The organism is Comamonas testosteroni TK102, assembly GCF_000739375.1.
Classification (GTDB): domain Bacteria; phylum Pseudomonadota; class Gammaproteobacteria; order Burkholderiales; family Burkholderiaceae_C; genus Comamonas; species Comamonas brasiliensis.
On the sequence record NZ_CP006704.1, the window covers coordinates 3,458,480 to 3,472,724 of the forward strand.

General features: G+C 62.9%; 11 protein-coding genes. 4 read left to right on the plus strand and 7 right to left on the minus strand.

All coding sequences use genetic code 11. From position 1 onward, the window contains the following. Positions 1-20: 20 nt before the first annotated feature. From O987_RS15615 to uvrB, 3 genes are all read right to left on the minus strand, one after another. Positions 21-1,241, minus strand: coding sequence for an IscS subfamily cysteine desulfurase (locus O987_RS15615; protein WP_029158470.1), 1,221 nt, complete (start codon positions 1,239-1,241; stop codon positions 21-23). A 176-nt stretch (positions 1,242-1,417) separates the two neighbouring features. Further along, complete coding sequence (gene iscR / locus O987_RS15620) at positions 1,418-1,954, minus strand: Fe-S cluster assembly transcriptional regulator IscR (protein WP_003054211.1); 537 nt, start codon at positions 1,952-1,954, stop codon at positions 1,418-1,420. A 228-nt stretch (positions 1,955-2,182) separates the two neighbouring features. After that, entirely contained in the window at positions 2,183-4,249 is a 2,067-nt protein-coding gene (gene uvrB / locus O987_RS15625; protein ID WP_043376538.1) for an excinuclease ABC subunit UvrB, read from the minus strand. A gap of 174 nt (positions 4,250-4,423) precedes the next feature. On the opposite strand from uvrB, the gene O987_RS15630 reads away from it, so the two are divergent. Beyond that, complete coding sequence (locus O987_RS15630; protein ID WP_003054209.1) at positions 4,424-5,620, plus strand: amino acid aminotransferase; 1,197 nt, start codon at positions 4,424-4,426, stop codon at positions 5,618-5,620. A 201-nt stretch (positions 5,621-5,821) separates the two neighbouring features. On the opposite strand, the gene ygiD is transcribed toward O987_RS15630, so the two are convergent. Further along, positions 5,822-6,748, minus strand: a complete 927-nt coding sequence (gene ygiD, locus O987_RS15635; RefSeq protein ID WP_080731537.1) for a 4,5-DOPA dioxygenase extradiol — start codon at positions 6,746-6,748, stop codon at positions 5,822-5,824. A 273-nt stretch (positions 6,749-7,021) separates the two neighbouring features. Here ygiD and O987_RS15640 point away from each other — a divergent pair, with 273 nt between their 5' ends. Next, a complete protein-coding gene (locus O987_RS15640; RefSeq protein WP_043373323.1) occupies positions 7,022-7,912 on the plus strand; it encodes a CoA transferase in 891 nt (296 codons plus the stop codon). A gap of 36 nt (positions 7,913-7,948) precedes the next feature. On the opposite strand, the gene O987_RS15645 is transcribed toward O987_RS15640, so the two are convergent. From O987_RS15645 to O987_RS15655, 3 genes are all read right to left on the minus strand, one after another. Next, the gene (locus O987_RS15645; protein WP_043373326.1) at positions 7,949-8,971 is read right to left on the minus strand and encodes an aldo/keto reductase; all 1,023 of its coding nucleotides are present in this window, start codon (positions 8,969-8,971) and stop codon (positions 7,949-7,951) included. Positions 8,972-10,425: 1,454 nt separating this feature from the next. After that, the gene (locus O987_RS15650; protein ID WP_043373329.1) at positions 10,426-11,373 is read right to left on the minus strand and encodes an alpha/beta hydrolase; all 948 of its coding nucleotides are present in this window, start codon (positions 11,371-11,373) and stop codon (positions 10,426-10,428) included. 53 nt (positions 11,374-11,426) lie between these two features. Next, the gene (locus O987_RS15655; protein WP_043373332.1) at positions 11,427-12,887 is read right to left on the minus strand and encodes a flavin-containing monooxygenase; all 1,461 of its coding nucleotides are present in this window, start codon (positions 12,885-12,887) and stop codon (positions 11,427-11,429) included. Between the two features lie 230 nt (positions 12,888-13,117). On the opposite strand from O987_RS15655, the gene O987_RS29780 reads away from it, so the two are divergent. After that, entirely contained in the window at positions 13,118-13,693 is a 576-nt protein-coding gene (locus tag O987_RS29780; RefSeq protein WP_326998623.1) for an AraC family transcriptional regulator ligand-binding domain-containing protein, read from the plus strand. Further along, positions 13,575-14,126 carry a helix-turn-helix transcriptional regulator gene (locus O987_RS29680; RefSeq protein WP_326998635.1) on the plus strand — a complete coding sequence of 184 codons (552 nt, stop codon included), beginning with the start codon at positions 13,575-13,577 and terminating at the stop codon, positions 14,124-14,126. The genes O987_RS29780 and O987_RS29680 overlap by 119 nt, the downstream gene beginning before the upstream one ends. Positions 14,127-14,245 lie beyond the last annotated feature (119 nt).

Consider the following 14,245-nt stretch of genomic DNA (forward strand, 5'->3'; position numbering starts at 1 on the left):
GAACTCTTTGTAATCTGTGCTTAGTGTGCAGCCCATTGAATAGTGCTGAGGTCGATGCCGTCTTTGTACATCTCCCACAGCGGGCTCAGCTCGCGCAGCTTCAGCACGTTTTCGCGGATCGACTTGATCGCGTAGTCGATCTCCTCTTCCGTCGTGAAGCGACCAAAGGTCATGCGCAAAGAGCTGTGTGCCAACTCGTCGCTGCGGCCCAGGGCACGCAGCACATAGCTGGGCTCCAGGCTGGCGGATGTACAGGCGGAACCCGAGGACACGGCCAAGCCCTTGATACCCATGATCAGCGACTCGCCTTCGACGAAGTTGAAGCTCATGTTCAGGTAATGGGGAACACCGTTGTCCATATCACCGTTCACGAACACCTGCTCCAGATCCTTGAGACCGTCGAGCAGACGCTGGCGCAGTGCACGGGCGTGTGCCATATCCTTGGCCATCTCTTCCTTGGCGATGCGGAAGGCCTCGCCCATGCCCACGATCTGGTGGGTTGCCAGCGTGCCCGAACGCATGCCGCGCTCATGACCGCCGCCGTGCATCTGCGCTTCCAGGCGCACGCGCGGCTTGCGGCGCACATACAGCGCACCGATGCCCTTGGGACCGTAGGTCTTGTGCGAAGCCAGGCTCATCAGGTCGATGGGCATGGTCTGCATGTCCAGATCCATCTTGCCCGAAGCCTGAGCGGCGTCGACGTGGAAGATGATGCCCTTTTCACGGCACAGAGCGCCGATGGTGTTCAGGTCCTGAACCACACCGATCTCGTTGTTCACGGCCATCACGCTGGCGAGGATGGTGTCGGGGCGGATCGCCGCCTTGAACACCTCGATGTCCAGCAGACCGTTTTCCTGCACGTCCAGATAGCTGACTTCAAAGCCCTGGCGCTCCAGTTCACGCATGGTGTCCAGCACAGCCTTGTGCTCGGTCTTCACGGTGATCAGGTGCTTGCCCTTGCCTTGGTAGAAATGCGCTGCACCCTTGATGGCCAGGTTGTCGGACTCAGTCGCACCGCTGGTCCAGACGATTTCGCGCGGGTCGGCGCCAATCAGATCGGCGACCTGCTTGCGGGCCTTCTCGACAGCTTCTTCGGCTTCCCAGCCCCAGGCATGGCTGCGCGATGCGGCATTGCCAAAATGTTCACGCAGCCAGGGAATCATGGCGTCCGCCACGCGGGGGTCCACCGGAGTGGTTGCACCGTAGTCGAGATAAATGGGAAAGTGCGGGGTCATGTCCATGACTGGCTCGTCTTGTTTTTGGCTGACAAATCGTGAGGAATCGATGCACCTTGTGGTGCCATCAGGGCGAGAAAACATGCCGCACAGCCATGCATGTATCCAGGCCCTGACTATCGGAGTCGGGCTTCAGAGTGATCCTGTTGTCGCCGCACGAGCACTGCTCGAGCGGCTGCGGATCAGGATTTCGCGAAGGCGTTACCCAGGGCGAACACCGAGTTCGGTGCGTTCACACGGATGGGCTTGACCACGGGCGCAGTGGAGATGGCGCGGCGCACCACGGGCTTGTCCTCGATCTGGATGCCCTTGGCCAGTTGTTCGTCCACCAGCTTTTGCAGCGTGACGGAGTCCAGGAATTCCACCATGCGCTGGTTCAGTGCGGCCCACAGTTCATGGGTCATGCAGCGACCAGCTTCGCCCAGACAGTTTTCCTTGCCACCGCACTGGGTCGCATCAATGGGTTCATCCACCGAGACGATGATGTCGGCCACGGTGATGTCTGTTGCCTTGCGGGCCAGCGTGTAGCCGCCGCCGGGGCCACGGGTGGATTCCACCAGTTCGTGGCGACGCAGCTTGCCAAACAGCTGTTCCAGATAAGACAGCGAAATTTGTTGACGCTGGCTGATGGCAGCCAGGGTCACGGGGCCATTGTTCTGGCGCAGTGCCAGGTCGATCATCGCGGTGACCGCAAAGCGGCCTTTGGTCGTAAGACGCATACGAGCTCCTTCAGTCAGGATTGTTCGTTACAGAAACGCACGCCTGGTCACAGTACCTAGACGAGCACAGTCTCCGCCCTTACTCCGTCCTGTGATTAGGTTCAGAGCCCTTCTGTGAGGGAAGTTTGTTGTTGAGTGTTTGATGCGAGTATATCACATTCCCCATCAATTTTGTCGGGTAACAGCGTGCACTCACGTAATAACCCTGAGGGTTGCGAAGGAATATTCCTACGGCGCCGCGCCGAACAATTGCTGCTTGAGAAGCGAGAGCTGGTCTCGCACACGCGCTGCCTGCTCGAATTCCAGGTTCCTGGCGTGCTCGAGCATTTGCTTCTCCAGACGCTTGATCTCCCTGGCGATGTCTTTCTCTGTCATGTCCTCGACACGTGCCTGCTGTAGGGCCTGCTCCTGCAGGCGTTCAGCCTCTTTGCCGCTCTTTTCGCTGTAGACACCATCAATCAGGTCTTTCACCCTCTTGACAATCTGCTTGGGCACGATCCCGTTGGCTTCATTGAAAGCCATCTGTTTTTCGCGGCGTCTTTCGGTTTCGCCGATGGCTTTCTTCATGGACTCGGTGATGCGGTCCGCATAGAGAATCGCCTTGCCGTTGACGTTGCGCGCCGCGCGACCGATGGTCTGGATCAGGCTGCGCTCGGCACGCAGAAAACCTTCCTTGTCGGCATCCAGGATCGCCACCAGCGAGACCTCGGGAATATCCAGGCCTTCGCGCAGCAGGTTGATGCCGACCAGCACATCAAAGGCCCCCAGGCGCAGGTCGCGGATGATTTCCACGCGCTCCACCGTGTCCACATCGGAGTGCAGATAGCGCACCTTCACGCCGTTGTCGGTCAGGTATTCGGTCAGTTGCTCGGCCATGCGCTTGGTCAGCGTGGTGATGAGCACGCGCTCCTCCAGCTCCACGCGCTGGCGGATCTCCTGCAACACGTCATCGACCTGGTGGATGGCCGGCCGCACTTCGATCTCGGGATCGACCAGGCCCGTGGGACGCACCACCTGCTCCACCACCTGCCCGGCATGGGTCTTTTCGTATTCGGCGGGCGTGGCCGAGACGAAAACCACCTGGCGCATGCGCTGCTCGAACTCCTCGAACTTGAGCGGGCGATTGTCCAGCGCCGACGGCAGGCGAAAGCCATATTCCACCAGCGTGGTCTTGCGCGCCCGGTCGCCGTTGTACATGGCGTTGAGCTGGCCGATCATCTGATGGCTCTCATCGAGGAACATGATGGAGTCGCGCGGCAGATAGTCGGTCAGCGTGCTGGGCGGATCGCCGGGCCGGGAGGCCGAGAGATGGCGCGTGTAGTTCTCGATCCCCTTGCAGTGTCCCACTTCGCTGAGCATTTCCAGATCGAAGCGCGTGCGCTGCTCCAGGCGCTGCGCCTCCACCAGCTTGCCCATGCCCACGAGCTGCTTGAGGCGCTCGGCCAGCTCTTCCTTGATGGTCTCCACGGCCGCCAGCACCTTGTCGCGCGGCGTCACATAGTGGCTACTGGGATAGATGGTGAAGCGCGGAATGCTCTGGCGCACCCGGCCCGTGAGCGGATCGAACAGCTGCAGGCTTTCGACCTCGTCGTCGAACAGCTCGATGCGCACGGCCAGCTCCGAATGCTCGGCCGGAAACACGTCGATGGTGTCGCCGCGCACGCGGAAGGTGCCGCGCGAGAAATCCTGGTCGTTGCGCTGGTACTGCATGCGGATCAACTGCGCGATCGCGTCGCGCTGGTTGAGCGTGTCGCCCGCGCGCAGCGTCATGATCATGCGGTGGTAGCTCTCGGGCTCGCCGATGCCGTAGATGGCCGAGACAGTGGCCACGATCACCACGTCGCGCCGCTCCATGATGCTCTTGGTACAGGACAGGCGCATCTGCTCGATGTGCTCGTTGATGGCGCTGTCCTTTTCGATGAACAGGTCGCGCTGGGGCACATAGGCTTCGGGCTGGTAGTAGTCGTAGTAGCTGACGAAGTACTCGACCGCATTTTTCGGGAAAAACTCCCTGAACTCCGAGTACAGCTGTGCCGCCAGCGTCTTGTTGGGCGCAAAAACGATGGCCGGCTTGCCCAGACGCGCGATCACATTGGCCATGGTGAAGGTCTTGCCCGAGCCCGTCACGCCCAGCAGCGTCTGGAAGGACTCGCCGTCATTGACGCCTTCGACCAGTTTTTCGATGGCCGTAGGCTGATCTCCAGCGGGCGGATAGGGCTGGAACAGCTCGAACGGCGAGTCCGGATATTGCACGAAACGGCCTTGCGGCTCGGCAGTCATATTTTGTTCTTGCATGATCTCATGTCCATGACGCATAGGGTAAGCGCGAGTAGAATGGCAGCCCAACCCTCAAGCCTAACCTAGGCTGATGCGTTTTTTCGAGCACCGGGCAATGCCCTGTCCGTCAAACGCTCTCGGAGCAATAGCTGGGGGTGACCTGACTTATTTCCATCCCTCAAGGATTTTTTCATGTCTCTGTTTACCGCCGTCGAAATGGCCCCCCGCGACCCCATCCTGGGTCTGAACGAGCAATTTGCTGCTGACGCAAACCCCAACAAAGTGAATCTGGGCGTGGGCGTGTACTTCGACGACAACGGCAAGCTGCCCTTGCTGGAGTGCGTGCAGGCCGCCGAGAAGGCCATGATGGAAAAGCCCACCGCCCGTGGCTACCTGCCTATCGACGGTATCGCCGCCTATGACAACGGCGTCAAGGCCCTGGTGTTCGGTGCCGAGTCCGACGTGGTCAAGTCCGGCCGCGTGGCCACCGTGCAAGCCATCGGCGGTACCGGCGGTCTGAAGATCGGCGCCGACTTCCTGAAGAAGCTCAACCCCAACGCCAAGGTCCTGATCTCCAACCCCAGCTGGGAAAACCACAAGGCCATCTTCACCAACGCAGGTTTTGAAGTCGGCTCCTACGCTTACTACGATGCAGCGACCCGCTCCATCGACTTCGCCGGCATGCTGGCCGACCTGAACGCTGCCGCCGCCGGCACCGTGGTCGTGCTGCACGCCTGCTGCCACAACCCCACCGGCTACGACATCACTGCCGCTCAGTGGGATGAAGTGATTGCCGTCGTCAAGGCCAAGGGCCTGATCCCCTTCCTGGACATGGCCTACCAGGGCTTTGGCCACGGCATCGCCGAAGACGGCGCCGTGATCGGCAAGTTTGTGGCCGCCGGCCTGGACATCTTTGTCTCGACTTCCTTCTCCAAGAGCTTCAGCCTGTACGGCGAGCGCGTGGGCGCCCTGTCCGTGGTGGCCTCCGACAAGGACGAGGCCGCTCGCGTGCTGTCGCAGCTGAAGATCGTCATCCGCACCAACTACTCCAACCCTCCCACCCATGGCGGCGCCGTCGTGGCTGCGGTGCTGAACAACCCCGAGCTGCACGCTCTGTGGGAAAAGGAACTGGGCGAGATGCGCGTGCGCATCAAGGCCATGCGCCAGAAGCTGGTTGACGGTCTGAAGGCTGCCGGCGTGCAGCAAGACATGTCCTTCATCACCACCCAGATCGGCATGTTCTCGTACTCCGGCCTGTCCAAGGACCAGATGGTGCGCCTGCGCTCCGAATTCGGCGTCTACGGCACCGATACCGGCCGCATGTGCGTGGCTGCGCTGAACAGCAAGAACATCGACTATGTCTGCAAGGCCATCGCCGCCGTGATCTAAGCGCGCGATGCAGGGCCTGGTCCCTGAAAGCAAAAGAGCAACGGACTTTTAGTCCCTTGCTCTTTTTTTATGGCCGCTTCGGTGCCAGCTTCAGTGCCCGATCAATATTTGATAGCTGCTAGTGATTTATCCATATAGTTTTCAGATATAAAAGTATCTAAAACCATTTTAAAAAAAGCGCATCAAGCTATCAAAATCATATCAGGCGCTCAATCCCCAGATGGCCGAGCGCATGGACAGCGCCGCATACTGGTAGGCCGTGTTGAACACGCGCGGCGCTTCGCCCTCCTGCACCGCCCCTGCCGCATACAGCAGGGGCAGATAGTGGTCGTGTGTGGGATGGGCCAGACGGGCCTGCGGGCCCCAGTCCAGGAAGGTGCTCAGATCGGCCAGATTGCCGCTGTCCAGGCGCTGCTGCACTTCGGTGTCGAACTGAATCGTCCAGTCATAGGCCTGGTTGTCGCTGGCACCGCGCTGCATGGCGCGCAGGTTGTGCACGACATTGCCGCTGCCCACGATCAGCACGCCGCGGTCGCGCAGCGCGCGCAGCTGGCGGCCCATCTCGAAATGCTTTTCGGGCGCCAGTCCATAGGGCATGCTCAGCTGCATGACGGGAATGCTGGCCTCGGGAAACATGGGCAGCAGCACCGACCAGGTGCCGTGGTCGAAGCCCCATTTCTGGTCCACCAGCAGCGCCGATCCGTCCAGCGGCGAATGCAGCTCGGCCGCCAGCTGCATGGCCACCTCGGGCGCGCCGGGGGCCGGATATTGCTGATCGAACAGCTCTTGCGGAAAGCCGCCGAAATCATGAATCGTGCGCGGCTGGGCCATGCCGGTCAGCGCCCAGTCGGACTCGGTCAGCCAGTGGGCCGAGACGCAGAGAATCAGCTGCGGCGCAATGCCCTTGGCCGTCAGCTCCTGGCCCAGCGCCTTCCAGCTCTGGCGCCAGTGCGTGTCCTCGATCACATTCATGGGGCTGCCATGGCCGAGAAACATCACCGGCATGCGCGGCGAGGGCTTGAGCTTCTGCAGCAGCTGCTCGGGCAACAGGGAAGAAGAAGTGGAGTTCATGGAAAAAGCCTTCCAGCCCCCGCCGGCGGCCAGCACGGAGGCTGCGCCCAGGGACAAAAGCGTACGTCTACGCATCTCGGTCAATCGAACACGCCCCTAGGGGCGTTTTTTTACAGATAGGGCAAGCTTGCCACAGCGCAACAGCGCCTGAAAGCATCGCCAGCGCAACAGACTGTCCTGAAAGTGCCAGCACCAGGGCCCCGCTTGCACTACAACTGCAGTTGCACAAGCACGACTGGTGCCAATCGGCTCAGGCAAGGGCTTCGCTTCTAGCAAGCCATCCTGATGCACCCTGGTTTGCGCAAGTCCAGACAAGGAATACTCCCACTCATGCCCAGCACCGACATTCAGCCCCTGCAAGGAATTCGCATACTCAGCCTGGCTCTGAACCTGCCCGGCCCCGCCGCCCTGTGGCGCTGCGCCGGCATGGGAGCCGATTGCCGCAAGCTCGAGCCCCTGGCCCCCGGCGCAGGCCGCAGCGCCGACCCCATGGGCCTCTACTGTCCCGATGCCTACGCGCAGATGCATGACAAGGTGCAAACCCTGCAGGCCGATCTCAAGACCGCCGAAGGTCAGGCCAGCCTGCATGCGCAACTGGCGCAAACCGATGTGCTGCTGACCTCGTTCCGTCCTTCTGCCCTGAGCAAGCTGGGCCTGGGCTGGGAAGCCCTGCAGCAGCGCTACCCGCGACTGTCGCTGGTGCGCGTGGTCGGCAGCGCGGGCGAGCTGGCCGATGTTCCCGGCCACGACCTCACCTATCAGGCCGAAGCAGGCCTCGTGCACAGCACCGCACTGCCCCCCAGCCTGTTTGCCGATATGGCGGGGGCGCTGATGGCCAGCGAGGCCGTGCTCCAGGCCGTGCTGGTCAGCAGCCGCAGCGGACGCGGCATCCTGCGCGAAGTCGGACTGGCCCAGGCCGCGCAATGGCTGGCCCTGCCCTGGCACTGGGGCCTGACCCAGCCCGCGGGCGATGTCGGCGGCGCCCATGCGGGCTACCGCATCTACCCCTGCGCCGACGGCATCGTGGCCGTGGCCGCGCTGGAGCCTCACTTTGCCCAGCGCCTGAGCGAAGCGGCGGACCTGCTGCTCAGCCACCCAACCGATATGCGCAAGCCCGAGATCCATCAGGGCGTGGCCCGGTTTCTGGCCGCGCGCAGCTGTGCTGAGCTGATGCAGCTGGCCCAGGACAGGGATATTCCCCTGCACGCCCTGCCCGCCTAGGCCGCCCGAGCCCGCCAGCGCAATCTGCAACCGGCCTCAGGCCGGGCGTTTTTCAAACGCGTATTTCTCGGTATCCACCTCGCCCTGGCCTTGCAGTGCATAGCGATCACCGGCAATGGCTTCGGGCTTGAAGATGTCATCGAGCTCGGCCAGCAGCTCGGCACCAAGCTTGACGCTGCCGCCGCGAATGTCTTCGTGCAGATGCTCCACGCTGGTGGTGCCGGGCAAGGCAATCACATGCTCACCCTGGTGCAGCACCCAGGCGATGGCCAGCTCGGCCAGCGTGCAGCCGGCCTTTTCCGCCACGGCCTGCATGGGCGCCAGCAGGCGCAGATTCTGCGCATAGGCCTCGCCGGCAAAGCGCGGCATGGAGGCGCGGATATCGCCCTTGACCAGGTTGTCCACCTGCTGCAGCTTGCCGCTGAAGAAGGCGCGGCCCATGGGGCTGAAGGCCACATAGGCAATGCCCAGTTCCTTGCAGGCGGCGAGCGTGCCCAGCTCCGCGTTGCGCGACCACAGCGAATATTCGCTTTGCAGCGCGGCAATCGGGTGCTCCTTGTGCGCGCGGCGCAGCGCATCGGTCCCCACTTCCGACAGGCCCAGAGCGCGAACCTTGCCCTCTTCCTTCAGGCGTGCCATCTCGCCCACCGACTCCTCGATGGGCACGTTCCTGTCCCAGCGATGCAGATAGTAGAGATCGATCACATCGGTGCCCAGACGCTTGAGACTGTCTTCGCAGTTCTGGCGCAGGGTTTTGGGACGACCGTCGATGACGCGGCGCATCACGCCGTCTTCGCCGCGCACGCCGGCCATGCCGCATTTGCTGGCCAGGGTGATGTGGTTGCGGTGAGGCTTGAGCACAGGGCCGATCAGCGATTCGCTGGCGCCAAAGCCATAGAGAGCAGCGGTGTCGAACAGCGTCACGCCCGCATCCAGCGCCGCATGCAGCACGGCGTGCGACTGCTCGGTGGAGACGGGGTTGCCGTAGGCATGGCAGAAATTCATGCAACCCAGTGCGACACTGGCCACGCTGAATGGGCCGATTTTGCGGTTTTCCATTAACTTTCCTTAAGCATCCAAAGGCCTCCAACCGAACCAAGCGCGGGCGCAGGCCGCTATACAAGCTGGAGCAATATTATTCCAGCTCTGCCTTGTCGCCAGCGACAGGGCCCGGGTTTCGCCCCGGCAGGCGACTTGCTTTCTGACACGCCGATATGCCGGACCACCGGGAAGTCAGCAAAGAACGCTTTCAGACTAGGCGTCCCCGACCGTCCGCGTCCCTGCGCTTCGCTACGGGCAAACCTGCGTCACGGGGGGTGCGGGTGGCCTGCAAGAGTTATGACGAAATCGACCTCAAACGCCTATCCAGAAAGCGATAGCAGCTATCAAAAAGAAGCTATCCCGTATCCGGTATCGCCCCTTGTGCCCGCGCCTGCGGCGGCAATCTCTTGCGGTACGCGGCTGCACCGCAGAGTGCAGACGCATCGTGCTCTGACTTGCGGCCGCTTGTCTGAGCGAAGCGTGCACAGCACGCGCAGCGAGTTGGGCCGCACAGCCACAAGAGTTTGACGACGCAGGTTGCCCCGTAGCTCAGCGAAGGGGTCGAGGGCAGCAGGGCCGGCTCTTTGCCTACTTTCTGGTGGTCCGGCACACCGGCAGCAGAAAGTAGGTCGACAAGGCGGGCCGAAACCCGCCCTCTGTCAGTGAATCAAGCAGGTCATGTGCCTCGCTCACCAGTTCCTGCTATCGGAGATAGCAATAGAAGTTTCAAACCTAATCAGGCTCTAGCCCAATTGCAGAAAGCGCAAGCAGCTATCAAAAAAAATTGCCTTGCCGCTAGCGACAGAGGCCTTGCTGGCCGCGCCGGGTCTCGCCCCGGCTGGCGACTCACTTTCTGACGCGTCAGAAAGTAAGCAAAGAGCGCTTCCCGACCGTCTGCGTCCCTGCGCTTCGCTACGGGCAAACCTGCACCACGCCATTCAGGCTGCGTGCCGCCCAACTCGCTGCGCGGCATAGCCGCTACGCTCAAACAGACGGCGGCAAGTCAGAGCACGAGGCAACGCTGTCCTGCGGCAGCGTTGCGCGCAGCCCGAACCGCGTGCCGCAGGCGCTGACACACGGGTGAACTCATGCTGCCAGCAAGAGTTATGGCGAAATCAATCTCAAATGCCCATCCAGAAAGCGATAACAGCCATCAAAAAGACAAAGAAGCTCTGGTATTGCCCCTTGTGCCCACGCCTGCGACGGCAAGCTCTTGGGGCTTAGGTTACCCCGTAGCGCAGCGAAGGAGTCGTGGCAGTAGGGACCGGCTCTTTGCCTGCTTTCTGGTGGTCCGGCACACCGGCGCAAGAGAGTAGGTCGGCTGGCGGGCCTAGACCCGCCGGGGCCGCCCAGCCCTCTGCAAATCAATAAAGCAGTTCGTTTGCCCAGCGCACCTTCTACTGCCATCAGGCCGACGGAGACTCGTTGCTCATCAAGCAAGTCTTCATGCCCACGAGGTCCCGTTGGTTGACTCAGCGGGCTCTCGTTGTGAGCAGCGCGGCAAAGCGCTCGATGCTGTGCGTGATGACAGCCTGCGCGCCGGGCGACCAGCGACCCATGTCGAAGAAACCGTGGATCATGCCCGCACCTTCAATCAGCTCGGCCTGCCCGCCCGCAGCACGCAGCGCCTCGGCATAGGCCGCGCCCTGATCACGCAGCGGATCGAACTCGGCATTCACGATCACGGCGGACGGCAGGTTTGCCAGGCTCTTGGCCTGCAGCGGTGCCAGGCGCGGATCCAGCGCATCGGGGGAGGTGCCGGCGTAATGGTTGTAGAACCAGGCCATGGTCTCGGCCTCCAGGAAATAGCCCTTGGCGTTCTGCTCGGCGCTGGCGTACTCGGCGGCGGCGTGGTCTACCGCGGGGTAGATGAGGAATTGCGCAGCCAGGGCAATGCCCGCATCGCGCAGCTGCTGCGTCACCACGGCGCAAAAGTTGCCGCCGGCGCTATCGCCGGCCACGGCCACGGTGGCGCTGCCCCCCAGCGCATGCGCATTGGCGACCACCCATCGGGCGGCAGCTACGGCATCCTCTATGCCTGCGGGGAAGGGATGCTCGGGGGCAAGCCGGTAGTCCACCGACACCACCACGGCCTGCGCGCCACGGCAGATCTCGCGGCAGATATTGTCATGCGTGTCCAGGTTGCCGATGACATAGCCTCCGCCGTGGAAATAGGCCACGGTGGGAAAAGGCCCTGCGCCTTCGGGCCTGTAGATGCGCGCGGCCACTGGGCCTGCACCGCCGGGCACGGTCGTGTCCTGCACGCTGGCCACGGGCACGATCTGCTCGGGCGTGAGCGAGCCACGGGTCAGCGCCAGATAGCCGGCACGGCCCTCTTCGGGCGTGCCTTCGGCGGTGGATTTCCTGTTGGCAGCGGCCAGTTGCTGCAGGACGCCGGCCAGATGGGGATCGAGAGCCATGCTTGTAGTCTCCTGTCGTTACAAAGAGTGAGGGAACGGATACGGGGGCGGACCTAGCGATAGGCCAAGGCATCGTCCTGCAGCGATGCGGCAGGCAGAACCACGCGCTCTTCGGCGTACTCCAGGTCATGCCTCCAGGGCTGGCGGTCGCCCTGGCCGAACATGGCATCCTGCGCACGCAGCACATAGCCGGCGTTGAAGTTGTCGGCCTCTATCCATGACAGGCGCTGCATGCCGGCATCGGCTGCCGCCACGGTGGGCCGTACCTCGGCATGGCCTTGCTCGCTCATATGGGCAAGCAGGCGGCACACCCAGTCGCACACCAGGTCGCAGCGCAGCGTCCAGCTGGAGCGGAAGTAGCCCTGGGTGTAGGCCATATTGGGCAAGCCCTCGATCATCACGCCGCGGTAGGAGATGCGCTCGCGAAAATCCACCGGCGCGTCATCCACGCTGAACGCGATGCCGCCGAACAGCTTGAGATTGAAGCCCGTGGCAGTAACGATGATGTCGGCGTCCAGATGCCCGCCGCCGGTCAGCTGTATGCCGCTGCCATCGAAGCGCTCTATGGTGTCCGTCACCACCGAGGCCTTGCCTTCTCGCATGCTCTGGAAGAAGTCGCCGTTGGGCACCACGGCAATGCGCTGCTGCCAGGGGCGGTAGCCGGGGTTGAAGTGCCTATCGATGTCGAAGCCCTCTGGCAGATGGGAGCGGATCTCGCCAAGCAGGAAGGCGCGCATCGCTTCGGGGTGCTGCCTGGAGGTCTGCACGATCTCGTCAGTGCGCGCGATAAAGGCGCGGCGCATGATCTCGTGGTACCAGTCCTCGGGCAGATTCAGAGGCTTGAGCAGCGGCACCAGCGGATGCTCGGACGCGGGCAGGAAAAAGGTGGGCGAGCGCTGCAGCATGGTCACATGGCCCGCATCCGGTGCCAGGCTGGGGATCAGCGTGGCCGCCGTGGCACCCGAGCCTATGACCACGATGCGCTTGCCCTCGTAATCCAGCTCCTGCGGCCAGTGCTGCGGGTGAATGACCTGGCCCTTGAAGTCCTTGAGCGTCGGCCACTCGGGCACATAGCCCCGGCCGTGGTCGTAATAGCCGGCGCAGACCCAGAGAAAACCGGTGGTGAAGGTCTGCACCTCGTCCGAGCCGCTGTGAGTGACTTCCAGCGTCCAGCGCCTGTCCTCGGACGACCAGCGGGCCGACTGTACCTTGTGGCCGTAGCGGATCAGCGGGGCCAGACCGTTCTCCTCAATGGTCTCGGCCAAGTAGTGGCGAATCTCGTCCGCCGTGGCAATGGCATTGCCCGTCCAGGGCTTGAAGCCATAGCCATAGGTGAACAGGTCGCTGTCCGAGCGCGCCCCCGGGTAGCGGTGCGTCCACCAGGTGCCGCCGAAGCCGTCCATGGCTTCGAGGATGGCGAGGCTGCGGTCCGCGAACTGCTCACGCAGATGACGCGCCGCACCAATGCCGGAAATACCGGCGCCGATGATGAGAAAGTCGAAATGCTGTGCCATACCGGGTGTCTCCTGCTTGTCTGCTGGTGCGTGAGCCGACAGGAATGTGCAGGGATCGCGGCCTTGAGGTGAAGCTCCTGCCTAGACCTGATTTGCGTCAACCGTGTCTGTCACGCAGACATGCTAGGTCTAGCCCTCTGGCAAAACTTGTGTTTGCGCGACAGGATTTTGATGTTGAACGACATGCAGTACATACCCCGATGCCTGCCAAGCCCGCTGATTCCGCCGTCATGACCAGTGTCCGCGCCGCCTCGCTCGCGGGCTTTGAAGACCTGGTGCGCACACAGGGCGGCGACCCCGCCGCCATCCTGGGCGCCTGCGGCCTGGTGCCTGACGATCTGGCCGACCCCGAGCGCTACCTGCCCAGCCACGCTGTGGCCCTGGCCATAGAGGAAGCGGCCTGCGTGCTGGGCGTGCAGGATTTCGGGCTGCGCCTGTGCGCCCGGCAAGGTGTCGAAACCCTGGGCCTGCTGGGGCTGGTCATACAGTCCGCGCCCACCGTGCGCGAGGGCATGATGCAGGGCGGCAAGTACGTCCACTTCCACAACCCCACCCTGAGCTACAGAACCTTCATGGCGCCTGACGAGGGGCTGGAATGCGTGGAAGTGCTTTCGCGCCTGCCCCCCCCACGCCCACATGCCCCAGGGCACGGAAATCTGCGTGGCCTATATGTGCCGCCTGATCCATGTGCTGTCCGAAGGTGCGCTGCGCCCCTCCTCCATCCATCTGCGCCATGCCCCCGTGGGCAGCAGCGCGCAATACCGGCGGCACCTGGGCCAGTTGCCGCGCTTCGGCTCCAGCTTTGACGGCATTGCCATCGACCCGCTGGCCTGGCGTCAGCCCATGCCTCGGCACAACCGGCTGCTGCAGCAGTTTGTCGAACGTTTCCTGCTGGGAGCCGCGCCAGGCAGGAATACCAGTGTGACGGACCAGGTGCGCAGCGCGCTGGCCAATCTGGTTCGCATGGGCATGGCCGACCTGCCCTCGGCGGCACGCGCCCTGAGCCAGCACCCGCGCACCCTGCAGCGACGCCTGCAAGCGGAAGGCGCGGCCTTCGAGGAACTGCGCGATAGCGCACGCAGGACCTGGGTGGCCCAATTGCTCGCACAGCCCGAGCTGAGCCTGGGCCATATCGCGCAATTGCTGGGGTATTCAGACCAGGCCGTGCTCACCCGAGCGTGCCAGCGCTGGTTTGGCCAATCCCCCCGTCAGCTGCGCCATGGTTCCCGGGAGGGATAGCCTCGGTACAGGCTCTGGATTCGGCCACACGAGAATGCGACTACGATCTCCTCGCGCAGCGACAGAGACTTTGCGCGATGAAACAAGCCCCCGCAGCCACAGGCTGGGGGGCTTGCGTG